Genomic DNA, 23,423 nt, shown 5'->3' with positions numbered 1-23,423 from the left:
CGCCGTCAAAAGGCCGCCCATCAAGCGGCCTTTCGTGTTACTATATCACGCGGGGTGGAGCAGCCCGGTAGCTCGTCAGGCTCATAACCTGAAGGCCGCAGGTTCAAATCCTGCCCCCGCAACCAAATTTACAAAAAGCCCGCCAATCCGGCGGGCTTTTTTGATTCCAAACACATCTGAGCGAGCACTCACTCCCAGAGGACCGGGTTCCGGTCCCTCACGCCCAACTCATTCCGTGCCAGGAATTCCGTCGCCTGGACCGTCTCCAGAGCGTTCGCCGCCTCCCTGAAATATGGCAGCGTTTGCCAGAGCACGCGGTCGCCGACAATGTAGAAGCGGCGCTTGGCGCGTGTCAGCGCGACGTTCAAGAGGTTTGGCTTGGAGGCGGCCCAGCCGGCCGCTCCGCGATGATCGGCGTCGGCGCCGAGCACCATGAAAACGATATCCTCTTCCTTGCCCTGGAACGTATGCACAGTGCCTATCCGTTCCTGAAGCCACTTCTGCAGTTTCGGTGGTGCGCCCGCATATCCGTCCTGGTCGGTCCATCGCGCATGGGTCAAAGCCCGTCTCAGACTGTTCTTCACCTCCTTGAACGGCGAGATGATGTAGAGGTCCGGCAATGCACCGGACCGGCGGTAGGTCGCGGCGAGGAGATCGACGATGAAGTCCGTCTGCTCCGCAACGGCCTGCTTGCCCGAAACCTTGCCCTTGACGTCGATCCAGGCGCTATCGCCATAAAAGGGCGGCGCGTCGCCGGCCGGCCGACGATCTGCCAGCCCGAAAATCATCTTGTTCTGGTAAGCGATCTGGTTGGCGAGGCTGAACATCGGATCGGTGCAGCGTCGATGCACCCTGAGAGGGCTGCCGATCCAGAGCCCGTCTGCTTCCTCGTCTTGAAGCGTTGTTCCGTAGCGATTGGCGGCATCGGCCAGCATCTGCACCGACACCCTGTTCGGCGAATATTGGCATTGCGCCGTGTGCGGTGAGAGAGCCGAAGCGGCGCCAATCAGTGCGCTCGGAAGGGTAAAGACCGGTTCGATCTGCTGGGGATCGCCGATCACCATGACGCGGCGCGCCCGCAACAAAGCCCCGACTGCCGCCTGCGGCACGGCCTGGCCGGCTTCATCGATGAAGACCCAGCCGATCGAGCCGGCTTCGAGACCGCGGAACTGCCGGGCGAAGGAGGCGAATGTCGTCGAGACGATGGGAACGACCATGAAGAGGCTTTGCCAGATCGATGCAATATGTTTGTCATCGACGGGATTGTTGTTGGACAGCAGCTTGCTGATGGCAACGATATTTCCGCCGAAACCGCCGCCCTTCCGGCCGACCTCAGCCAGCCACGCTTCATGCAGCGTCAACGCTGCTTCGAACAATGCCGAACGCAGGGCCGCCAGTTCGTCCTGATGCCAGAAGCCGTCAATCTGCACCTGATCGCTGTCCAGGTCGGCAAGGCGCTCCGGTGCGGCGGGATGATCGAGAATTTCTCCCAGCCGCTCGAGTTCTCCTGTCTTCGCAAACCAGATTTTCCGCCGTGACCGCAGCGCCCGTTCGGCGTGGTCATGCGCCCGTAAAGCGCGTTCCAGCGCGGGTTTATCCGTCTTCGCAAGCCGATCTTCGCATTCTGCCAGCGCCTTGCGCAGCTCCAATTGCTTGCGCGCATTGGCGACGACGTCTTGCCGATGCTGCCGGGCGGGGTTGGTCGCGAGCACTCTCTTCCATCGCGCCGGAGCGCTGCGGTCGAGCAGTTGTTCCTCCTCCTTCAAAGAAGACAAACCGTCCTTGATCCGGACCATTTCGGCCGCGATCTCGTCGCACCGGTTCTGCGCATGGCGAAGGGCGTCAGCGGCGGTGGCCAGCTTTTCAAGCGTTTCGCGGCAGAATGCATCCTGCGTAACATGCGCGATTTCATGACGGAGGTCGGCATAGCGCGCATATTGGCCGATCTTGTCGCGAACCACGTCGTCGGCGGCATGAAAGGCGGCCGATGCTTCGGCGAAGGTCGGTCCATCATAGCTCTTCAGCCATTCCCAGATGGTCTGCGGCTTCTGGGCGCCCGACCAGCCGGGCTTCGGCCTGTCGGTGATTTCCATGAAGGCGAAACGTTCCTTGAACGCTCGCCGGTTCCTGGAATTGCCGAGCACACAGGCGATCAATCCCCACGGGCGATCGCCGTCGGAGAGTTTGATCACGCCCCCATTGTCCTTCTGGCAGGCGATTTTATGAGCGACCGTCTGCAGGTAGCGGAAGGAAGACGTCTTCGAAATCGAGCTCTGCTTGGGAAGGTCGCGCGAGATATTCTCGACGGCGGCATTGTTGGAGGACGCGACGATCATTTCGAATCCGGCGAGCGCCGGGATCAGCGCCGATATCGAGGCCGTGCTGCGATCGGCAAAAGTGACGCGGCGCGGCGCGCCGTCAAAGGCATCGCGTGCCGTCTCGAGGCCGCCCAGGATCCGGGCCCGCCGAACGATATTATCCGCGAACATGTCGCGCAGCAGGGTCGTCTTTCCGGTGCCGGGCGGACCGTTGACCGAGAATAGTCCGGTTTCCGAGCGGTCGCCGATCGCCGAATTGATCGCGAACTGCTGCATGAGGCTCATGGCGAGGTGAGGTTCGCTCGGCCAGCGTCCGCGGTTGAGATTGGCGGGATGCAGGGCCCGAACGATGGCGCCGCGCCCATCTTGCGAATAGAGGTCGACCCGCTTTTCATCGGCCAGCGGCGTGAGATATCGCCTGAGCGGCTCTGGGACATTGCCCTGCTTGACGCAGATCATCGCCCGTTCGATGTCCTCGATGAAGAAGCTATTCAGGATGCCAATGTCTTCTTCGCCATCTGCACTCTCGTCTTCCTCGTCGTCGGCATTGGGGGCATGGTCCTCTTGTTGGGGCTGTAGGGAGATGAGATCGGGTCTCTCCGCCCTGTCACGGTAGCGTATTTCGACCGCGGCGATGGGCCTTTCCTGGCGCGAGACAAAGCTCGCCCAATCGCAGAGCAATTCATGCAGCGCCAGGATTTCGGCGGCATCGATCGGCTGATCGGAGCCGGCCTCGAAGGCTGAAGATGTCAGCTGTCGTTGCGCCCGAAAGTTTTGAAGCAATTCCGACAGCTGCCGTTTGCTGTCGGCAAACGCCTCATGGCTGAGCGAGGCGAGCCCGGATTTCTGCACGCGGCCGAGAGCCCATGGAAGCGTGGAAACCGCAAAGGTTTCGAACATCGGCTGCCCCAGCGGTGTGAGCTGCAGGCTGGCAAAGCAAGTATCGCCATCGAGATCGCCGCGTTCTGCATCCTCGTACTCGGCAATATCGGCCGCAACGCGGTCGAAGTGCCGGCGGATATCGGCAATTTCGGATTTGCTGAAAACGCCGAGGAACAAGGTAAAGCCGGTAATCTGCTTCTCCTCGGGTATAACAGGACGGCTGAGTGCCGCGCCATCCTGCAACAGCGTTTCTGCATGCAGCCAGAAAATGGTCCGTCCTTCGGCCGAGAGGAGGCGACTGGAGAGATCGTAAGGTATGAAAAACTCGATTTTGTGCCAGAAATCGAGAACGGCCAGAAGCCGTTCCCGTTCCGCCCTGTCTCCATCGGTCTGCATGACGTCTCACTGAGGAGTTGCTAAGTGGCTCTCGCCTCTTTTAGCAACGATTGCAGCTCAAAATCAAAGAGCATGGTGATTGGGCGCCAGGCCGAACGCGTTGAGCGGGCGCAAGGCGCGTCCACGCAGACGCGGGCCGGAGGCGTTGAAGAAACAGCGCTGGCCTTGGCGGCACAATCGAGGGCGGTCGGAGCGTTCGAGCACCGCCCCGCTGGCAAAGACGATATAAATATGACAATTTGTACTGGAATATTACATTCGTCCGATTATCTATAGTGAAAGCAAATATAACCTTACAGTACCAGGTCTAGTAAAAATACAACCGACGCGTAGTAACGTATCGTTTTTCGCTCCCGAAAACTAATCACTTTGGGCCATTTCCTTCCTTCTCAATCCGTATTAACATAATTAAGAAATGTCTAAAGAAGAGGGCGGTGACATCAAGGGGGCGGCATTTCATACTATCTTCTACCCGCCATCGCTTCACGTTTGAGTAAAGTGTAACGCTAGGGGAGGCGTATATGTTCATGACAGGCTCAGGAATGGAGAATACCGACCAGGCAAGAAAGTCTAGCCCTTCCGGAGATACTATCCTTGTAGTTGCCAAGGCGGATCTGTTTTCGGAATGCATGGTAGAGGCGCTGGCAAAGAAATTCCCGAACTGCGATGTTCCGAGCTTAGCAAATACCAAGCCGATGCTGGAAAAGGATACCAGCGATCTAAAGCTCGTTTTATTCTACCATATACCTCAGCCTGAGCTTCAGGACGCGTTGAAGGCGGTACGGGAAAATCACCCGGAAACCTCGATCGGACTCGTTGTCGAGGCCATCGACATGCTGGAACCCTATGTCAGCCGTTTGGTGGAGGCAAGGATCATCGACGGCGTCCTGCCGCTCAATCTTCGGCTTGATGTCTTCATGGCCGCGGTGGATCTGCTGATGAAGGGCGGGGAGCATTTTCCCTCGGCACTTCTTAACCGTCTTGCCAACAAGAGCCCCCAGCTGGAGCCTTCACTCTATCAGACGAAATCGGTCGATGCCGCGCGCAACAATGCGCTTAAGCTGAGACGCGACAGCATCTCCGCTTTGACGACCCGCGAGGTTCAGATCCTGGATCTCATCTGCAAGGGGACGCAGAACAAGATCATCGCCGACAAGCTGCATCTTTCCGAAAACACGGTGAAGGTTCACGTCCGCAACATCTACAAGAAGATGAACGTCCGAAACCGCACCGAGGCAGCATCCCGCTTCTTCAACGACCATCCGGTCGGTGATGACGAGATGTCGAGCCGTTGGCGCAACTGATCTGCAGCGCGCCGCGTCTGTTCAGGCGCGCAACGGACGCTGCAGCAACTTGAACTGCCGGATAATTTTATCCTTGCATTGATGTCGATTCGAAGGATTTGTTTCAGATCGACGGACGCGCAAAGCAGCGCGACTTCTGTCCGAAGCCGCTCGGAGAGCAGATATACGGGGCGGACCCGTGATAGGCGACGACGCGGGCAGGTGCCGCGGCCGGCCGCACGGCGCGGTTTTCCGGGTAAGCGTATGCCTTCGAGACACGTGGCGTCTCGACGACGACATTCTTTTTCGCGACGGTGGCTATGTCGTCGTTAACGACCGCACAGGCCGTCGGTCCGACCGCAAGAAGCGTCGTTCCCCAGGCAAACATCGCAAAATGAAATAGACGCCAGCCTTTCGGCTGCGCTGCAGCGTGTTTTTTCGACATGGCCAATCCCCTCGCATATGGCGCTCCCGGATGCAAGACCGGTCGCGCAGTTACGTGCGGCCAGCCCTTCATTCTTTTGTACCCGTTCCTGATTGACGGAAGCTTGAGTGATGTCGGGATACCCGCTCTACGTGAAAAAAAGATAGAAAATGATTAATTATTTGTTACTTTAAAGAACAATTGCGTAGTTATTTCGGGTTGAGAACGTTTTTAAAGTTGACCTATCTAACAATCACCCTATCATTCGAATAGTAAACCATATATCCGAAGAATAACTATAAAGTTATTCGAGTTGAGATACTCAAGGAAATGAATATCAGACCGGATAATGGAGGCACGCAGCGCCTGAATAAATCAAAAGACTAAAACATGGGAAGGAGTTTTGTAATGCGTAGTTTCGTTCCCGGCGAAGGTTATTCTGAAGTAGAAGGCGTGCCGGTGCTCAAGAATCTGGGCACTGCTCTTGTCAATGGCGGGGCCGGTTTTCTTGGCTCGCATCTCTGCGAAAGGCTTCTGCTACGCGGCCACAGCGTCATATGCCTCGATAATTTTTCGACCGGTCGCCGTGTGAATGTCGAGCACCTCCAGTCGAACCCCCGTTTCCGCATCATCGAGCACGATGTCCGGCAGCCCTTCGATATCGAAGCGTCGCTCATCTTCAATTTTGCCTCGCCCGCCTCTCCGCCCGATTATCAGCGGGATCCGGTCGGCACATTGCTCACCAATGTGCTCGGCGCCGTCAACGCCCTGGACTGCGCGCGAAAGACCGGCGCGACCGTCGTTCAATCGTCGACCTCGGAGGTTTATGGCGATCCGAACCAGAGCCCGCAGCGCGAAACCTATTGCGGCAACGTCAACCCGATCGGGCCGCGCGCCTGTTACGACGAAGGCAAGCGCAGCGCCGAAACCCTGTTCTTCGACTACCACAGGACCTATGGCGTCGACATCAAGGTCGGCCGCATCTTCAACACCTATGGACCGCGTATGCGCCTGGATGACGGCCGGGTGGTCTCCAATTTCATCGTGCAGGCTCTGCGCAACGCCGACCTGACGATCTACGGCGACGGCCAGCAGACCCGCTCTTTCTGCTATGTCGACGATCTCGTTGAAGGTTTCCTGCGTTTCTCGGCAGCCGGCAGCGCCCGCCATGGCCCGATCAATCTCGGCAACCCCGGCGAATTCACCGTCCGGCGCCTGGCGGAAATCATCCGCGACCTCACGAATTCACGTTCCCGCATCGTTCACCTGCCTGCTGTCGTCGACGATCCGCGCCAGCGGCGGCCGGATATTTCCCGGGCGATGACCGAGCTGGGATGGCAACCTCACATCGAGCTCGAAGCCGGCCTGGCGCGCACCGTCGAATATTTCGACGGCCTGCTTGCCCGGACAGAGAAGGCGGAGGTCGTATGAGATGCCCCGCTACATTCTCGTCACCGGCGGTGCCGGTTTCATAGGCAGTCATATCTGCAAAGCGCTGTCGCGCGCCGGCATGATCCCGGTTACCTACGACAACCTGTCGACCGGACATGCCGACAGCGTCCGCTGGGGCCCGCTCATCCGGGGTGAACTCGGCGACGCGGTCGCGCTGCGCCGGACGATGGCCGAATTTTCGCCCGATTGCGTTATCCATTGCGGCGCCAACGCCTATGTCGGCGAATCCGTCGAGATGCCGAGAAAATATTACCGCAACAACGTCGTCGGCAGCCTCACGCTGCTCGAAGCCTGCCTCGATCAGGATATCGACCGGATCGTCTTTTCGAGCAGCTGCGCCACCTATGGCGTTCCCGCCTCCTTGCCGATACGGGAGGAAACCCCGCAGCAGCCGGTCAATCCTTACGGCCGCACCAAGCTGATCTTCGAGATGGCGCTCGAGGATTTTGCCGCCGCCTATGGCATCCGCTTCGCCGCATTGCGTTATTTCAACGCCGCCGGCGCCGATCCGGATGGCGAGCTTGCCGAGCGTCACGAGCCCGAGACCCATCTCATTCCTCGCGCCCTTCTCGCTGCCGCCGGCAGGCTGGAGCGGCTCGATATCTTCGGCACCGACTATTCGACCGCGGACGGAACCTGCGTTCGCGACTATATCCATGTCAGCGATCTCGCGCAGGCACATCTGGCCGCCGTCAATCACCTGATGGCGGGCGGCGGCTCGCTCAGCGTCAATCTCGGTTCCGGCCGGGGCACCTCGGTGCGCGAGATTCTTGCAGCCATCCATCGCACCACCGGCCGTGAAGTGCCGGTCCGGTACCGCGCCCGCCGCGCCGGCGATCCGCCGATCCTTTTTGCCAATACGGCAAGGGCGAAGGCGGAACTCGGCTTCGCGCCGGAACTCTCGGATATCGATACGATCATCCGCACCGCCGGTCCCACCTTCGGGCTGGAGGTGACGGCATGAGCGACGCTTCGCATATCGGCTATGGTCTCGCGCCTGCGAATACCGCCACCGCCGAAGCATTCGATCCTGTTTTCACCGGCCGCAGACGCGTCGCCTATGGCTTCGGCATCCTCTGCTGGCTGGCCGCACTTGGGTTTTTCTGGATCTGGTGGTGCCAGTCCACCCATATCATTTCCTGGACTGCATTCGTGCTCATCACCGCCGTGCTGGCCTGGATCACGCTTGTCCCGGCCTATTTCATCCTGATCTTCCTCGATGCCAGGACGATCAGTTCGCGTGCACGGCTGCCGGAAGGGCGCGTGGCGATGGTCGTCACCAAGGCGCCCTCCGAGCCCTTTGCCGTCGTTCGCGCCACGCTGCAGGCGATGCTCGATCAGATCGGCGTCGAGTTCGACGTCTGGCTGGCCGATGAGGATCCTTCGGAGGAAACCAGACGCTGGTGCGCCGAGCACGGCGTGCTGATCTCCACCCGAAAGGGCGTGGCGGCGTATCACCGCACGACCTGGCCGCGCCGGACCCGGTGCAAGGAAGGCAATCTTGCCTATTTCTACGACCATTTCGGCTATGCGTGTTACGATTTCGTCGCCCAGTTCGACGCCGATCATGTACCGACGGCGACTTATCTGCGGGAAGTCCTGCGCCCCTTTGCCGATCCCGGCATCGGCTACGTCTCCGCGCCCAGCATCTGCGATGCGAATGCGGCGGCAAGCTGGGCGGCGCGGGGAAGGCTCTATGCGGAGGCAAGTCTGCACGGTTCGCTGCAGACCGGTTACAACAATGGCTGGGCGCCGCTTTGCATCGGCTCCCACTATGCGGTTCGCACGTCAGCCCTTCGTGAGATCGGCGGCCTCGGCCCCGAACTTGCCGAAGATCATTCGACGACGCTGATGATGAATGCCGGCGGCTGGCGCGGTGTCCATGCCGTCGATGCGATTGCTCACGGCGACGGTCCGGCGAACTTCGTCGATCTCGCCGTCCAGGAATTTCAATGGTCGCGCAGCCTCGTCACCATCCTGCTGCAATATTCCCGCCGCTACGTCACCCATCTGCCCTGGCATCTGAAATTCCAGTTCGTGTTTTCGCAGCTGTGGTACCCGCTTTCCTCCGCCATCATGGCCGTGATGTTCCTGCTGCCGGTTGCCGCTTTGCTGACGGGCCATGTCTTCGTCAACGTAACCTATCCGGATTTCCTGCTGCATTTCGTGCCGATATCGATCGTGCTGACGCTGTTTGCCTTCTTCTGGCGGGCAACGGCAACCTTCAGGCCGCACGATGCGAAACTGTTCGGCTGGGAAGGGCTTGCCTTCATCTTCCTGCGTTGGCCGTGGTCGCTCGCCGGCAGCCTCGCAGCTGTTCGCGACCATCTCTGCGGCTCTTTCGTCGACTTTCGCATCACGCCGAAAGGCCGGCAGGAGCAGCAGTCTTTGCCGCTGCGCATCGTCGCGCCCTATATCGGCCTCGCCGGCCTTTGCGCCGTCGCCATGGTGTTCGCCAACGACGCGGCCGCCGCCCAGGGCTTTTATATCTTCGCCGCGATGAATCTCATGATCTATCTGCTGCTGACGGTGCTGATTATCCTTCGCCACGCAATCGAGAACGGGCTGCCGCTGCTGCCGCAGTCACGCGGCCTGTGGCTGGCGACGGCGACGGGGCTTGCAATCTGCGTCACCGGCGGCATGCAGGCCGGCGGCCATGGGCTGCGCAGTCTCGAAGCCCTTTCGCACGGTCAGACGCTCATCAGTTTCAGCCAATCGCAATTTGCCGTGGCCGGAGCCGGTCTGGGCGGCGGCAAAACCCGGATCGTCAAGTTCCGCATCAGGTGGAATGGGTTCGGACGCCCGGGACGCGACGAACAAGGTGTTTGAGCCGGGGAAACCGGCCAGCGTCGAGGAGGAGAATGTAATGCGTATCGGATCGAGACTATATGGGGCGGCCCTTGCTCTCAGCCTGTGCCTGCCATTGGCGGCGCAGGGCGCCGAGACCGCAAAGAAGAATGAGCCGACGCCGCTCACCGCCTATGAGCTCTACCGGATCTACGGCGACAGGACCTGGACCTGGGATACCGGTGGCGGCCGCTTCATCGAGGATGGCCGGCGTTTTGTCGCCTGGGTGAACGACAAGGGCAAGCAGTCCTTCGCCGAAGGCAAATGGGTTGTCGACGACCTCGGCCAGCTCTGCATGCGTGCCACCTGGACGAATGCCGAGGGTGCAGCGCGCGCCAGCACTTGTTTCGGTCACCGCAAGATCGGCAACACGATCTATCAGCGCCGCCAGCCGAACGGCAACTGGTACGTCTTTCGGCATGCATCGGTGCACCAGGACGATGAATTCCGCAAGCTTGTTGCCGCGGACACCGTCAGCGCCAAGGCACGCGATCTGAAGCAGCTCCTGTCGGACCAGGAACTTGCCCGAAAAGGAGGGTGAGCCGTGAAGACGCTGATGAAAAACCACCTCTCGACCGCCGCGATCGCGCTGCTGCTATGGTGCGCCACGGATTTGCCCGGCCGAAGCGAAACGCAATATGCGGGCGTCGCCCCCAACCAGACATCCAGCATACGAACGATCATCGATAAACGCCCGGTGGTTCATGCCGACGGCATCAAGTTCGGCGCCTATGACCCGCATGGTGATTTCGGCGCTCAGACCAATGTCTCGACCGAGGCCCTGTTCCTGCCATGGGAAGATGTTGACCTGGAGACGCTGCGCGTTGCGGATGCCTATGCGCAGGCCAGAGGCCGCAACCTGCTGATCACGGTAGAGCCGTGGTCCTGGGACGTCGACTGGCGGCTGACCTCCGAAGAGCTTCGCCGCAAGGTGCTGCGGGGCGATTACGACGTCAACATGCGGGCAATCGCACAGATGATCTCGCAGCTGAAGAGCCCTGTGATCGTCCGTTGGGGCCAGGAGATGGAGGACAAGTCAGGCCGGTTTTCGTGGTCCGGCTGGAACCCGCAGGACTATATCACCGCCTACAAACGGATGATGGATATCGTTCGCGACGAGGCGCCCGGCACCGAGCTCATGTGGTCGCCAAAGGGAGAACCCGGCCTTGATGCCTATTATCCCGGCGACGACTACGTCGATCTTGTCGGCCTCTCGGTTTTCGGACTCCAGCGCTATGACGAACTTGCCTACAACAAGCATCGGACCTTTTCGGAAGCATTGAAGCAGGGCTATGATCTCGTCGCCGGCTATGGAAAGCCGGTCTGGGTCGCAGAGCTCGGCTACGAAGGCGGCGACGCCTATATGAGACCCTGGATCGAAACCGCGACGCTGAAGCAGAGCGCCTTCCCGAACCTTCAGGAAGTGGTCTATTTCAATGACCGCGACGTGCACGCCTGGCCGTTTAATCTTGGCCGGCCGGACTGGCGCGTGGTCGAAAGCCTGGCAGCCAACTGAAAGCATCTGAAGCGCAAATCCATAAGATCGCAACGCGCTTCAATCAGGAAAACAGAAAGGCCCGCCGGGGTTCTGCGGGCCTCTCCTCTCATATCCGGCAGCCGATCATCCCTTGAGCGTTGCCTTACCCTCTTCGACGAGCCGGGTCGCCGCATCGGCGGGCGACACCCGTTCGAAGGCGAGTTCGTCGCAGATCGGGCGCAGCACGCGCTGGTCGAATTGGGTTGCACCCATCGGCACCGGCGGCGGATATTCGCCGACCTGATCCTTGAGCATGTTGACGTATTTGACCGTTTCCTGTTCCGTCGGGTTCAGCTGCGGCAGGATGGCTTCACGCACGGTCGGCGACATCGGCACGCCGCGCTCGACGCCGAGAATCTTGCCGGCCTCGATGTCGTTGACGAAGAAGTCGATGAATTTCGCGGCCGCTTCGCCGTTTTTCGTCGTGGCGCCGACACTCCAGATCAGCGCAGGGCGGTAGTAGTGGCCCGACGGCCCGCCTTTCTTTTCCCGCGGCAGCATGGTGATGCCGAGCTTGTTCTTGATGATCAGCTGATAGCCGATCATTTGGTTGGAATAGGCCATGCCGATCACCGATTTACCGAGGCCGAGGCTATTGGTGTCGATGGTGTTCTGGTCGAGCGTCTGGACGTCGGCAGCCACCGTGCCCCCCGCTTTGCGCAGCTTCTCCCAGTAGTCGAACCATTCCGTCGCATCGTCGGCCGTGAAACCGAGCCCGACGCTTTCCCTCGCAAAGAGGCTCTTGCCGCGTTGGCGCAGCCAGGCGTCGAACACATAGGCGTAGCGGGCCGCATAGGGGCCTCCGCTCTTGCCGGACGACTTGGCGAGTTCGACGGCGAGCTTGGCATATTCATCCCAGGTGAGATCGGGTGTCGGCAGCGGAATGCCGGCCTTTTCGAATTCGACCGTGTCGAAGAACATCGAGAAGGAGTTGAGGCCGAGGCCGACGCCATAGAGTTTGCCGTCGATGGTGGTCAATTTCAGCATGTCGGGGCCGAAGGACTGGACCTTCAATGCCGATGGGACGAACTCGTCAAGCGGCATGCAGGCACCGCGCTTGGAATAGTCGGAGATCGTCCCCGGTTCGAGTTGGAAGATGTCGGCAATCGAGCGCCCCGCCATCTGGGTGGCGAGCTTCGTCCAGTAGCCGTCACCGGAAAGCGATTCACCGACGATCGTGACGCCGGGTGTCTTCGACTGGTAGAGTTTGGCGACGTCGAGCGTGCGTTTGGCGCGGTCGTTGGACCCCCACCACATGGCGCGCAGCGATGTGTCTTCGGCAAAAGCCGGAATGGCGCCTCCCGCGAATGCCAGGCCGGCAGCGGCGCCGGCGGAGCCCATCAGGAATGAACGGCGGTTGACCTGCATACTATCCTCCCTTGTCCCTATATGCCCGCGGCCGATCCTCCAGAGCGTCGTCGGGCATTCGGCAAGCAGAGTACGCAAAAAAATATTTATTGCAAGAAATAACGTTAATGTTGCAAATTTGCGTAATTTGCATAATGTTTGCCCATGAGCGATGAAAAAATCAGACGGCCGCGTCAGGCCGATATAGCCACATTGGCGGGTGTCTCGGTCTCGACTGTGTCTCGCGTGCTCGCGAACGAGCCGGGGATCAGCGAAACCGTCCGTCGTCAGATATTGAAGGTGGCCGCCGAGCACGGTTATCCCGTCAAGCCGACTGTTGAAGCCGTTGCCGGCGGACTGGCCCTGATCGCCAGCGACGGCGTCACAGGCGGCCTCAGCGTCTTCTACGAGGCGATCGTCGAGGGCCTGCGCGCCGGAGCGGCCGAAGCGGGCATGCCGTTCGAAGTCCGGATGGTCCGGGAGGAACGCATCACGCCGGACGCCGCGCGCGATTACATGCAGGCCGCAGCCGCCGAAGGTCTCTTTCTCGTCGGCATCGATCCGAACGACATGCTGCGCGACTGGCTGCAGGACGCCATGGTGCCGACCGTTCTCGTCAATGGCACCGACCCCGGAATGCGCTTCGATGGGGTTTCGCCGGCTAATTTCTTCGGCGCCTATCAGGCGACTGGCCGGCTGACGAAGGCCGGCCATCGCCGCATCCTGCATCTGAGCGGCTCTCATCGCCAGACGATCCGTGAGCGTATCCGCGGTTTCGAGGCGGCGATTGCCGCTGTCCCCGGCGCCGAAGGCCGTTTCGTAGCCATGACGCTGCAGGGCAGCGCCAGCCGCGAGGCCCATGAACGCACGGCGGCGATCCTCGCCGAGAATGCCGGTTTTACCGCCGCCTTCTGCATGAATGATTTCATCGCCGTCGGCGTGCTCGAGGCTGTCATCGAAGCTGGCCTGCGTGTGCCGGAGGATTTCGCGATCGTCGGTTTCGATGATCTGCCTTGTGCGCTGATGACCAATCCGCAGCTCTCCACCATGCGCGTCGACCGCGCCGCCCTCGGGCGCGAAGCCGTTTCGCTGATGCTGTCCCGTTTCCACAGCAGGACGGCGCCGGCGCGCCACATCTGCCAAGCTGTCGTTCCCGTTGCGGGAGGGACCGTTGTGAACGTCGAAACCCGTGAGTGATCCGATGACCTATGATCCCGCCAGCGCCAATCCGCTTGCCGGCAATCCGCTCGAAACCCGCGCCGATATGAGCCGAGCCCTGCTTGATCTCTTCGATCCGCTGCTTGCCTGTTTTTCGAAAGGCAATGCCCGCGTCAGGCTAAGCGGTGCCGCCGCCCATTTCGACCGGGCGGCGGCCGATCTCGAGGGTTTTGCCCGCCCGCTCTGGGGTTTGGCGCCGCTTGGCGCCGGCAATGGAGACTTCGCCCACTGGCATCGTTTTGCCGAAGGCCTCGCAAACGGCACCGACCCCGCCCATCCCGAATATTGGGGAGCGGTCAATGGCCGCGATCAGCGGATGGTCGAACTTGCCGCCCTCGGTTTTGCCCTGGCGCTGGTGCCGGAAAAAATCTGGGAGCCGCTCGATACGCGCGCCCGCAGCAATGTCATCGCCTATCTCAAACATGCCAGACAGTTCGACTATGCCGACAACAACTGGAAATTTTTCCGGATTTTCGTCGATATCGCCCTCGACCGTCTCGGCGCCGATTTCGACCGCAGCCTGACGCGGCAATATCTGGAGGAACTCGAAGGCTTCTATATCGGTGACGGCTGGTATCGCGACGGCAACGTGCGCCGCATCGACCACTACATTCCCTTCGCCATGCATTTTTATGGCCTGATCTATTCGAAGCTCGTCGACGACGATTACGCCAAGCGCTACCGCGAACGCGCGATCCTGTTCGCCCGCGATTTCCGCCACTGGTTTGCCGCCGATGGGGCGACCATCCCCTTCGGCCGCAGCCTGACCTATCGCTTTGCCTGTGCCGGCTTCTGGTCGGCGCTCGCCTTCGCCGATGTCGAGGCGCTGCCCTGGCGCGAGGTCAAACACCTTTGCCTGCAGCATCTGCGTTGGTGGAGGGACAAGCCGATCGCCGATCGCGACGGCGTGCTGTCGATCGGTTTCGGCTATCCGAACCTCTTGATGTCGGAGAGCTACAATTCCGCCGGCTCGCCCTATTGGGCATTGAAGGCCTTTCTGCCGCTGGCGATCGCCGAGGATCATCCGTTTTGGACCTCCGAGGAAAAGGCGCCGGAGAAGGCGCCGCCCGAGGTCGTTCCGCAGCGCCACCCCGGCATGATGATGATGCGGGCAGGCGGCGATGTCGTGGCGCTGTCCTCCGGCCAGGAAAACCTGCAGATGCGTTTCGGCACGGAAAAATACGCGAAATTCGCCTATTCCACCCGTTACGGCTTCAGCGTCGAGTCCGATGAGCGCGGCTTTGCGCTCGCCGCTTTCGATTCGATGCTGGCCTTCAGCGATGACGGCCTGCATTACCGCGTGCGCGAAACCAATGAGGAAGCCAGGCTCGCGGGCGATGTGCTTTATGCGAAATGGTCACCTTTCCCCGATGTCAGCGTCGAAAGCTGGCTGGCGCCCGCGGCCCCCTGGCATATCCGCCTCCACCGGATCAGGGCGGCCCGGCCGCTGAGGGTCGCCGAAGGCGGCTTTGCCATCGCCCGCCGGGATTTCGAGCTGGACACGCTGTCGGCGTCGGATGGTGCTGCCTATGCGATCGGAGAAGCCGATTTCAGCGGTATTCTCGACTTGGGATCGTCGGTCGATCGCGCCGGGCTCGCGCAGAAGGCCCAGCCCAACACCAATGTGATCGTCGCCAAGACCATCGTGCCGCAGCTGCGCGGCCAGATTCCGGCCGGTGAGACCATCCTGGTAACGGCGGTGCTGGCGCTCGGCGATCCCGCCGCCGTCGCGTCCGCCTGGACGCGGCCGCCGAAGGCGCCTGATATTGCGGCGCTGGAGGCGCTGGTGCGGGAAAAGGGTGTGACCGTCAGCGCCATCGAAGCGCCGGGTCAGATGCCATGAGCCGCCCGGCAATCGTCCTTGCCATGGAGCCGTCGCGCACGGAGCATGTCCTGCCCGACGAGATTCTGCGCCGGCTCGATACCACCGGCCGCCTGCTAGACTCCGAGCCGCTGCAGCATTTCGAGGACGAACGCGCCAGCCGCCTGCTTTCCGAAGCCGAAATCCTGGTGACCGGCTGGGGCGCACCCTATGTCGGGCCGGAGATTCCCGCTGCCGCGCCGCGGCTTCGCCTCATCGTCCATGCGGCCGGCACGGTGAAGGGCATCATCGACGAGGCCATCTTCGAATCCGGCATCGCGGTCAGCCACGCGGCCGAGGCCAATGCCGTGCCGGTCGCCGAATTCACGCTCGCCGCGATCCTCTTCGCCGGCAAGCGCGCCTTCCGGTTCCGCGATCTCTACGTTGCCGACCGCAACCGCGATCGGACCTATCCGATGCAGCGCGAAGCGATCGGAAATTATGGCCGCACCCTCGGCATCATCGGCGCCTCGCGCATCGGCAGGCGGGTGATCGAGCTGTTGAAACCCTTCGAATACAGGCTGCTGCTGTTCGATCCGATGGTCGATGCCGCCGAGGCGGCAGGCCTCGGAGCCGAAAAGGTCGCGCTCGACGATTTGATGCGCCGCGCGGATATCGTTTCCCTGCACGCGCCATCACTGCCGTCGACGCAGCATATGATCGATGCGCGAAGACTGTCGCTGATGAAGGACGGGGCAACGCTCGTCAACACCGCGCGCGGCATTCTCATCGATGAGACCGCTCTGCTTTCGGAGCTGAAGACCGGCCGCATCGACGCAGTCATCGATGTGACCGATCCGGAAATTCCGGAGGCGGGTTCGGCCTTCTACGATCTGCCGAACGTTTTCCTGACCCCGCACATTGCCGGCGCCATCGGTCTGGAACGGGCGCGTCTCGGCGAGATGGCGGCGGATGAGATCGAGCGTTTCACCACCGGCCGGCCGCTGCTCTACCAGATCCGCCGGCAGGATCTCGAAAACATCGCGTGACGCTTTAGCGTCAGCGCGGTGTCCTCAGCGAATTGGGTGAGCCGTCATTGGCAAGTTCGGGCATCAGCTCGGCGATTTCGACCACCTTGCCGGTGCGTGAACTCGTCAGCGCGGCAATGCCGCAGAGCACGGACATGGCGCCGGCCCGCGTGCCGGCGCGCTGGCCGAGCCTGTCTTCCATATCGGGTTTGAAGATCATGTTGCGCATGCGGTCGTCGCCGCCGTAATGGCCGCCGGTGAAATGCGGGACGACGATCCGCTCGACGGCTTGCCTGTCATTCGGGAAATTGCGGATGAGAAGAATAGTGTCCTCCTTCGGCTGTTCCCAGGGCTGGGCCTCATACTGGCGGATTTCGATACGGCCCTTCGTGCCATTGAAGGCAAGGTGATGGCCCTCGATTGGCTGGAAGGTGTTCAGCGAATAGGAGACATGGACGTTGTTGCGGTAGCGGAGCGACACCACCATCGTGTCGGGAATATCGATATCCTCGCGGAAAACGCAGCCGTCGCGGAAATAGCCGTCGATCTTCGACGGGTCCTCGTAAAGCTGATCGAGAAAAGGGTCGGCTTCGAGATCGAGATAGTAGTCGCATTCATGCGCGTGCGGACAGAGCTTGCAGCGCGGCCCGCGGAACGGCCCCTTGCGGCCGTAGTTCTGCAGATCGGCGAAGGACGTCACGGCTTCTGGATCGCTGTCGAGATACCAGTTCAGGAGATCGAAATGGTGGGTCGCCTTGTGGACGAACAGGCTGCCGGAATTTTCCGTATAGGCATGCCAGCGGCGGAAGTAGTCGGCGCCGTGCTTGGTGTTGAGATACCAATGGAAATCGACGGAGGTCACCCGGCCGATCTCGCCGGCATTGAGCAGTTCCTTGATCCTGGCCGCCGTCGGCGCATAGCGATAGTTGAACGACACGTCGACCCGGCGGCCGGTGCGCTTTTCGGCGTCGAGAATCCGGCGAATTTTCTCGATCGAGGTGGTCATCGGCTTTTCGGTGATGACGTCGATGCCGGATTCCAGCGCCCGCACGATGATATCGTCATGCGTCTGGTCGGGCGTGCAGACGATGACCAGATCCGGCTTCTGCTCGGCGAGCATGGAATCGATGTTTTCATAAAGCGGCGCATTGCTGCCGATCATGTTGCGGGCGCGCTCGCCGCGCAGCGAGTTCTTCTCGACGATGGCGGTCAGGTCGACATGTTCGCGCCAGCCGGCAAGCAGGTCCTTGCCCCACATGGTCGTGCCGCGGTTTCCGGTGCCGATCAGGGCAAAACGGCGTTTCTCCATCGAATGATTCTCCTGCATGCGTGATGAAACAAATACTGAAAATCAGATCTGGCAGCAGCTGCGGAAGCGCTCGACGCAGGTGGCGATCACCTCGTCGGCCGGGCGTTTCCACCAGGTCTCGGCCGAGAAGATCTCCACCTCCTGCGCCCCGAAGAAGCCCGCCGCCTCGATCATCCGTCTTATGCCCTTGAGGTCGATGACGCCATCGCCCATCATGCCGCGGTCGAGCAGCATGTCCTTGGTCGGCACCAGCCAGTCGCAGATGTGATGGGCAAAGATCCGTTTCATCCGGCCGGCGCGGGCGATCTGATTGGCAAGATCGGGGTCCCACCAGACGTGGTAGACGTCGATCGCGACACCGACATCCTCGCCGAGGGCTTCGCACATGTCGAGCGCTTGGCCGAGCGTGTTCACGCAGGCCCGATCGGCGGCATACATCGGATGCAGCGGCTCGATGGCGAGCTTGACGCCAGCAGCCTGCGCATGCGGCAGCACGGCGGCGACGCCGTCGAACACCATCTGGCGCGCCGCGACGATATCCCTGGAACTATCAGGCAGCCCGCCGACGACAAGCACCAGGCAGTCGGCGGAAAACGCTGCCGCCTCATCAATCGCCCGCCTGTTGTCGTCGAGGTTCTTTTGCCAGTCGGCCTCGTTTGCCGCCGGAAAGAAGCCGCCTCGGCAAAGGCCGGTCAGCTTGATGCCGTTCGATTTGACGATCCTGACCGCCTCGTCGAGACCGGCCTTGGCGACCTGGTCGCGCCAGGGCGCGATCGAGGTGATGCCGTGCTTCAGGCAGATATCGACCGCTTCGGCAAAGCCGCATTGCTCGCGGATCGTCGCCAGATTGATCGAAAGTCCTTCGACCTGCATCTCATTCCCCTCCCATTGCCATGCCTGAGATCAGTGAATGCCGTGGATAGCAAGCACTTGGCGCATGCGCGCCGCTGCAAGTTCCGGATCGGCCAGAACCCGCGCCTTGTCGGCCAGGCGGAAGAGTTCGGCCAGATGCGTGAGCGACCGCGTGCTTTGTTGGCCGCCGACCATGACGAAATGATCCTGCAGACCGTTGAGATAGGCGAGGAAGACGACCCCGGTCTTGTAGAAGCGGGTCGGTGCCTTGAAGATGTGACGCGACAGCGGCACCGTCGGCTCGAGCAGATCGAAGAATTCGTGATTGCTCTTGCGGCCGAGCGCGTCGAGCGCGGCCGACGCTGCCGGCGCGATCGCATCGAAAATGCCGAGCAGTGCGTCGGAATGGCCCTCTTCGTCGCCGGCGATCAATTCGGCATAGTTGAAGTCGTCGCCGGTATACATGCGCACGCCTTTCGGCAGCCGGCGGCGCATCGCCACTTCCTTCTCCTTCGACAGAAGAGAGATCTTGATGCCGTCGACCTTTGCCGCATTGGCCTCGATCACCTCGAGGCAGGTTTCCATCGCCTTCAGGTGGTCGCCATTGCCCCAGTAACCCTGAAGCGCCGGATCGAACATTTCGCCGAGCCAGTGGATGATGACCGGCTCCTTGACCTGGCGAAGGATGCGGTCATAGACCCTGACATAATCGTCCGGGCTCCTGGCGACGACGGCAAGCGCCCGGCTTGCCATCAGGATGATGCGGCCGCCGGCCGCCTCGACCGTTTCGATCTGCTCCTCATAGGCCTTGAGGATCGTGTCGATCGTCACCTCAGGGCCGGGTATCAGGTGGTCGGTGCCGGCGCCGCAGGCAATCAATGCATCCTTGCGGCCGGCGGCTTCGCCAAGCGCCCGGCGGATGAGGTCACGCGCTTCCGGCCAGCCGAGGCCCATGCCGCGCTGCGCCGTATCCATGGCTTCCGCGACCCCAAGGCCGAGATCCCAGAGCCGATGACGGAAGGCCAGCGTCCGCTCCCAGTCGATCGCCGGCGTCAGCCATGGATCGTTGTCGGCGAGCGGGTCGGCGACGACATGGGCGGCGGCAAAAGCGATGCGCGGGAAGCTCGTGGCGTCGCGCTTCTTCAGTTCGATCGGCGTGCCGGTCAGCGTATAGGGGACGATCTTGCCGTCGAGGGGGAGATTGATCGTCGTCACGGGTCAGAACTCCAGTGCGGGAACGTCGAGCCAGCGGCGTTCGGCCCAGGATTTCAGGCCGAGCTCGGCCAGCTGCACGCCCTTGGCGCCGGCTTCCAGGCCATAGGGCCACGGCGCATCTTCGACGACATGGCGGATGAACATTTCCCATTGCGCCTTGAAGCCGTTGTCGAAGGCCTGCGTATCCGGAACCTCGTCCCAGGTCTTGTAGAAGTCGATCGTCTGCGGTTGGTCCGGGTTCCAGACCGGCTTCGGCGTGTTCACGCGGTGCTGGCTCCAGCATTTCGTCAGGCCGGCGACGGCCGAACCATGGGTGCCGTCGACCTGGAAGGTGACGAGATCGTCGCGGCGCACACGCACCGCCCAGGAGGAATTGACCTGGGCGATCACGCCGCCTTCGAGTTCGAAGGTCGCATAGGCCGCATCGTCGGTGTCGCAGTCATAGGGCTTGCCAAGCTCGTCGATGCGGCGCGGAATATGCGTGGCGCCGAGGCAGGAGACAGCTTTGACTTCGCCGAAAAGATTGTCGAGCACGTAGCGCCAGTGGCAGAGCATGTCGAGGATGATGCCGCCGCCATCGCCCTTGCGATAGTTCCAGGAGGGACGCTGCGCCGGCACGCCCCAATCGCCCTCGAAAACCCAGTAGCCGAATTCGCCGCGCACCGAGAGGATCTTCCCGAAAAAGCCGGAATCCCTGAGCAGCGCCAGTTTGCGCAGGCCGGGCAGGAAGAGCTTGTCCTGCACGACGCCATGCTTGAGCCCGGAACGCCGCGCCTTGCGGGCGAGATCGATCGCCACCTGCAGATCGTCGGAAATCGGCTTTTCGCAGTAGACGTGCTTGCCGGCGTCGAGCGCCCTGGACAGAAGCTCGGCGCGCATCAGCGTCGTGCCGGCGTCGAAGAAGACCGTGTCGTCGGGATTGGCCAGCGCAGCATCGAGATCGGTCGACCAGCGTTTGATGTTATGCTTCATCGCCAGCTCTTCCATCCTGGCGCCGTTGCGGCCGACGATGATCGGGTCGATCTCAAGTTTCTCGCCCGATTTCAGTGTGATGCCGCCTTGGTCGCGGAAGGCCAGAATCGAGCGCACCAGATGCTGGTTGTAACCCATGCGGCCGGTGACGCCGTGCAAGATGATCCCCAAGCGTGCCATTTTTTCCTCCCTGCAATCTTTTGCGGCGGGAGCGGGCGTCCTGGCCCGGCCCTCCCAAGCCGGTAACTAAACGGTTACTTGATGGCAGAAGAGCGGCGAGCCTGTCAAGAGTCAAATCCTGCTTTCGCTATTCAGCGCCTGATCGAGGCGAGCGTCACGTGAACGATATGCTTTTCCCAGGCATTGAGATTGGCCGGCTCGATCAGGTCGCGGCCGAAGATCGTCGAAAGCGTGAATTGGTTGGAAAGGTAGAAATAGCCGAGCGAGGCGATCGTCAGGTAAACATGCAGCGGATCGGCCGTCTCGATGAAGACGCCCTGTTTCTTGCCCTGCTCGAGCACTTGGGATAGCTCGCCGATCAGGTGCGAATGCAGTTCCTTGAGCCGGACGGACTGGCGCAGCCACCGGGCGCGATGCAGGTTTTCCGTGCCGAGCAGGCTCAGGAATTCCGGGTGCTGAAGGAAATAGCGCCAGGTGAAGAGCGCCAATTCGCTGATGCCTTCCTCCGGGCTGCGGTCGCCGATATGCAGCGCGCGTTCGGCGGTGCGGATGCCGACATAGGCTTCCTCGAGCACTTTGAGGTAGAGCTGCTCCTTGTCGCCGAAATAATGATAAAGCATGCGTTTGTTGGTGCCGGCCCGTTCGGCGATGGCGTCGACCCGGGCGCCGCCCATGCCGTTTTCGGCGAATTCCCGGGTTGCCGCTTCGAGGATCGCCGCGCGTGTCCGCTCCGGATCGCGTTGGGCTGTCCGTTCTGTCGACGGTCGCCGGGCCTGCTTCTTTTCCCTGTTTCCCCCGCTGTCGTTCATCGCTCCACCCCTGTCTTCACGTGTTGCGCTCATAAGCCTTCGGTGCGAAATTGTAAAAACCGATTTTGAAGGGCGGCCCGCCGCAACAGAAGGGTCGGAGCATGGCGTCGCCTGAAACCGTCGAGGCTTTTCGCCATCATGCTCTAACCGACACCGCTTGACAGGCTTGCCGCTTTGCTCGTAGCTTGTAACCAATTAGTTATTTGCGCAAGCAAAACTGGTTTGGAAGCGTGTGGAGGCGCTTCCCTTTGGAGGAGAAAAAAATGACTCTGCGTGTAAACAGACGTAATTTCGTGGCCGGCGGCGCAGCACTTCTGTCGCTCTCGGCGCTCGGCACCAGCGCCTTGGCCCAGGAAAAGCGCCTGCGTCTCCTGTGGTGGGGCTCGCAGCCGCGCGCCGACCGCACCAACAAGGTGTCGCAGCTCTATCAGACCAAGAATCCGGGGACGTCGATTACTGGCGAATTTCTGGGTTGGGGCGATTACTGGCCGCGCCTTGCGACCCAGGTCGCGGGCCGCAACGCGCCCGACGTCATCCAGATGGACTATCGTTATATCGTCCAATATGCACGGCGTGGTGCGCTCGCCCCGCTCGAATCCTATATGCCAGCCAAGCTCAACCTCGACGATTTCGACAAGGCCCAGATCGAAGGCGGCAGCGTCGACGGCCATCTTTATGGCGTCAGCCTCGGCGCCAATTCCGCCGCGACGGTGCTGAACACCACCGCCTTCAAGGAGGCCGGCGTCGATCTGCCGACGCAGGCGACCACCTGGGATGAATTCGCCCGCATGGGTGCGGAGATCACGAAGGCCGGTAAGCGCAAGGGCATGTTCGGTATAGCCGACGGCAGCGGCGCTGAACCGCTGTTCGAGAACTGGCTGCGTCAACGCGGCAAGGCGCTCTATACCGCCGACGGCAAGATCGGTTTCGGTGTGGAGGATGCATCGGAATGGTACGACATGTGGGCGAAGTTCCGTGAGGCGGGCGCCTGCGTTCCCGCCGATATCCAGGCTCTCGACAAGAATGATATCGAAACCAACACGGTGTCGCTCGGCAAATCGGCCGCCGGTTTCGCCCATTCCAACCAGTTCGTCGCCTATCAGGCAATGAACAAGGATAAGCTGGCGCTCACCAATTACATGCGCGTCAAGCCGGATTCGAAGGGCGGTCACTATCGTAAGCCTTCGATGTTCTTCTCGGTATCGGCCCAGTCGAAAGCGATCGACCTAGCCGTGGACTATGTCAATTTCTTCGTCAAGAATCCGGAAGCAGTGCTGCTCCTGGATGTCGAACGCGGCATTCCGGAATCGGCCGCCATGCGCGAGGTCGTCGCGGCGAAGCTCGATGAGAACGGCAAGGTGGCATTGGCCTATGTCAGCGGTCTCGGCGATCTTGCCGGCAAATTGCCGCCGCCGCCGCCGGCCGGTGCCGGTGAAGGCGAGCTGATGCTGCGAAACATTGCCGAACAGGTCGGTTTCGGACAGCTGTCTCCCGCCGACGGCGGCAAACAGCTGGTCACTGAAATTACGCAGATTCTCGCACGAGGCTGATCC

Annotated in this window: 18 protein-coding genes and 1 tRNA gene; 11 read left to right on the top strand and 8 right to left on the bottom strand. The window is 61.2% G+C overall.

The features are described 5' to 3' along the window. Positions 1-48: 48 nt before the first annotated feature. Positions 49-125, top strand: a tRNA-Met gene (locus K6M89_RS18255). Positions 126-188: 63 nt separating this feature from the next. Here K6M89_RS18255 and K6M89_RS18250 read toward each other — a convergent pair. Beyond that, entirely contained in the window at positions 189-3,596 is a 3,408-nt protein-coding gene (locus K6M89_RS18250) for a DEAD/DEAH box helicase (RefSeq protein ID WP_222140405.1), read from the bottom strand. 521 nt (positions 3,597-4,117) lie between these two features. On the opposite strand from K6M89_RS18250, the gene K6M89_RS18245 reads away from it, so the two are divergent. Further along, the gene (locus tag K6M89_RS18245; RefSeq protein ID WP_064681652.1) at positions 4,118-4,900 is read left to right on the top strand and encodes a helix-turn-helix transcriptional regulator; all 783 of its coding nucleotides are present in this window, start codon (positions 4,118-4,120) and stop codon (positions 4,898-4,900) included. A 103-nt stretch (positions 4,901-5,003) separates the two neighbouring features. On the opposite strand, the gene K6M89_RS18240 is transcribed toward K6M89_RS18245, so the two are convergent. Further along, entirely contained in the window at positions 5,004-5,324 is a 321-nt protein-coding gene (locus K6M89_RS18240; protein WP_222140404.1) for a hypothetical protein, read from the bottom strand. Positions 5,325-5,711: 387 nt separating this feature from the next. On the opposite strand from K6M89_RS18240, the gene K6M89_RS18235 reads away from it, so the two are divergent. The 5 genes from K6M89_RS18235 to K6M89_RS18215 are packed head-to-tail and all read left to right on the top strand — an operon-like array spanning position 5,712 to position 11,118. Beyond that, positions 5,712-6,734: a UDP-glucuronic acid decarboxylase family protein gene (locus K6M89_RS18235; RefSeq protein WP_222140403.1), complete on the top strand. Its 1,023-nt coding sequence runs from the start codon at positions 5,712-5,714 to the stop codon at positions 6,732-6,734. 1 nt (position 6,735) lies between these two features. After that, entirely contained in the window at positions 6,736-7,719 is a 984-nt protein-coding gene (galE, locus tag K6M89_RS18230) for a UDP-glucose 4-epimerase GalE (protein ID WP_222140402.1), read from the top strand. Next, complete coding sequence (locus tag K6M89_RS18225; RefSeq protein WP_222140401.1) at positions 7,716-9,584, top strand: glycosyltransferase family 2 protein; 1,869 nt, start codon at positions 7,716-7,718, stop codon at positions 9,582-9,584. Before galE ends, K6M89_RS18225 begins: the two co-directional genes overlap by 4 nt. 37 nt (positions 9,585-9,621) lie before the next feature. Then, positions 9,622-10,143, top strand: a complete 522-nt coding sequence (locus tag K6M89_RS18220; RefSeq protein WP_097581236.1) for a DUF995 domain-containing protein — start codon at positions 9,622-9,624, stop codon at positions 10,141-10,143. 3 nt (positions 10,144-10,146) lie between these two features. Beyond that, entirely contained in the window at positions 10,147-11,118 is a 972-nt protein-coding gene (locus K6M89_RS18215) for a glycoside hydrolase family 26 protein (protein ID WP_222140400.1), read from the top strand. Positions 11,119-11,223: 105 nt separating this feature from the next. Here the strand turns inward: K6M89_RS18215 and K6M89_RS18210 are convergent, their stop codons facing one another. Then, positions 11,224-12,507 (bottom strand): ABC transporter substrate-binding protein, encoded by a 1,284-nt coding sequence (locus K6M89_RS18210; RefSeq protein ID WP_222140399.1) that lies wholly within the window; start codon positions 12,505-12,507, stop codon positions 11,224-11,226. Positions 12,508-12,651: 144 nt separating this feature from the next. Here K6M89_RS18210 and K6M89_RS18205 point away from each other — a divergent pair, with 144 nt between their 5' ends. The 3 genes from K6M89_RS18205 to K6M89_RS18195 are packed head-to-tail and all read left to right on the top strand — an operon-like array spanning position 12,652 to position 16,554. After that, on the top strand, positions 12,652-13,683 hold the full coding sequence (locus K6M89_RS18205) for a LacI family DNA-binding transcriptional regulator (RefSeq protein WP_222140398.1): 1,032 nt from the start codon (positions 12,652-12,654) through the stop codon (positions 13,681-13,683). A 4-nt stretch (positions 13,684-13,687) separates the two neighbouring features. Continuing rightward, entirely contained in the window at positions 13,688-15,547 is a 1,860-nt protein-coding gene (locus K6M89_RS18200; protein ID WP_222140397.1) for a DUF2264 domain-containing protein, read from the top strand. Next, positions 15,544-16,554: a hydroxyacid dehydrogenase gene (locus tag K6M89_RS18195; protein WP_222140396.1), complete on the top strand. Its 1,011-nt coding sequence runs from the start codon at positions 15,544-15,546 to the stop codon at positions 16,552-16,554. The genes K6M89_RS18200 and K6M89_RS18195 overlap by 4 nt, the downstream gene beginning before the upstream one ends. 10 nt (positions 16,555-16,564) lie before the next feature. Here K6M89_RS18195 and K6M89_RS18190 read toward each other — a convergent pair whose 3' ends face one another. The 5 genes from K6M89_RS18190 to K6M89_RS18170 all read right to left on the bottom strand — a co-directional run bounded on the left by K6M89_RS18190 (position 16,565) and on the right by K6M89_RS18170 (position 21,870). After that, complete coding sequence (locus K6M89_RS18190) at positions 16,565-17,842, bottom strand: Gfo/Idh/MocA family protein (RefSeq protein WP_222140395.1); 1,278 nt, start codon at positions 17,840-17,842, stop codon at positions 16,565-16,567. Positions 17,843-17,884: 42 nt separating this feature from the next. Further along, positions 17,885-18,715 (bottom strand): sugar phosphate isomerase/epimerase family protein, encoded by an 831-nt coding sequence (locus K6M89_RS18185; RefSeq protein WP_222140394.1) that lies wholly within the window; start codon positions 18,713-18,715, stop codon positions 17,885-17,887. A gap of 30 nt (positions 18,716-18,745) precedes the next feature. Beyond that, the gene (locus K6M89_RS18180) at positions 18,746-19,909 is read right to left on the bottom strand and encodes a dihydrodipicolinate synthase family protein (protein WP_222140393.1); all 1,164 of its coding nucleotides are present in this window, start codon (positions 19,907-19,909) and stop codon (positions 18,746-18,748) included. Positions 19,910-19,912: 3 nt separating this feature from the next. Then, positions 19,913-21,061, bottom strand: a complete 1,149-nt coding sequence (locus tag K6M89_RS18175; protein WP_222140392.1) for a Gfo/Idh/MocA family protein — start codon at positions 21,059-21,061, stop codon at positions 19,913-19,915. 131 nt (positions 21,062-21,192) lie between these two features. Beyond that, positions 21,193-21,870, bottom strand: a complete 678-nt coding sequence (locus tag K6M89_RS18170) for a TetR/AcrR family transcriptional regulator (RefSeq protein WP_222140408.1) — start codon at positions 21,868-21,870, stop codon at positions 21,193-21,195. A gap of 263 nt (positions 21,871-22,133) precedes the next feature. On the opposite strand from K6M89_RS18170, the gene K6M89_RS18165 reads away from it, so the two are divergent. Then, complete coding sequence (locus K6M89_RS18165; protein ID WP_064681636.1) at positions 22,134-23,420, top strand: ABC transporter substrate-binding protein; 1,287 nt, start codon at positions 22,134-22,136, stop codon at positions 23,418-23,420. Positions 23,421-23,423 lie beyond the last annotated feature (3 nt).

Origin of the sequence: Rhizobium croatiense (assembly GCF_019793465.1) — a bacterium.
In the GTDB taxonomy this organism is placed as follows: Bacteria; Pseudomonadota; Alphaproteobacteria; order Rhizobiales; family Rhizobiaceae; genus Rhizobium; species Rhizobium croatiense.
This window is presented reverse-complemented; position numbering and strand designations above follow the sequence as displayed.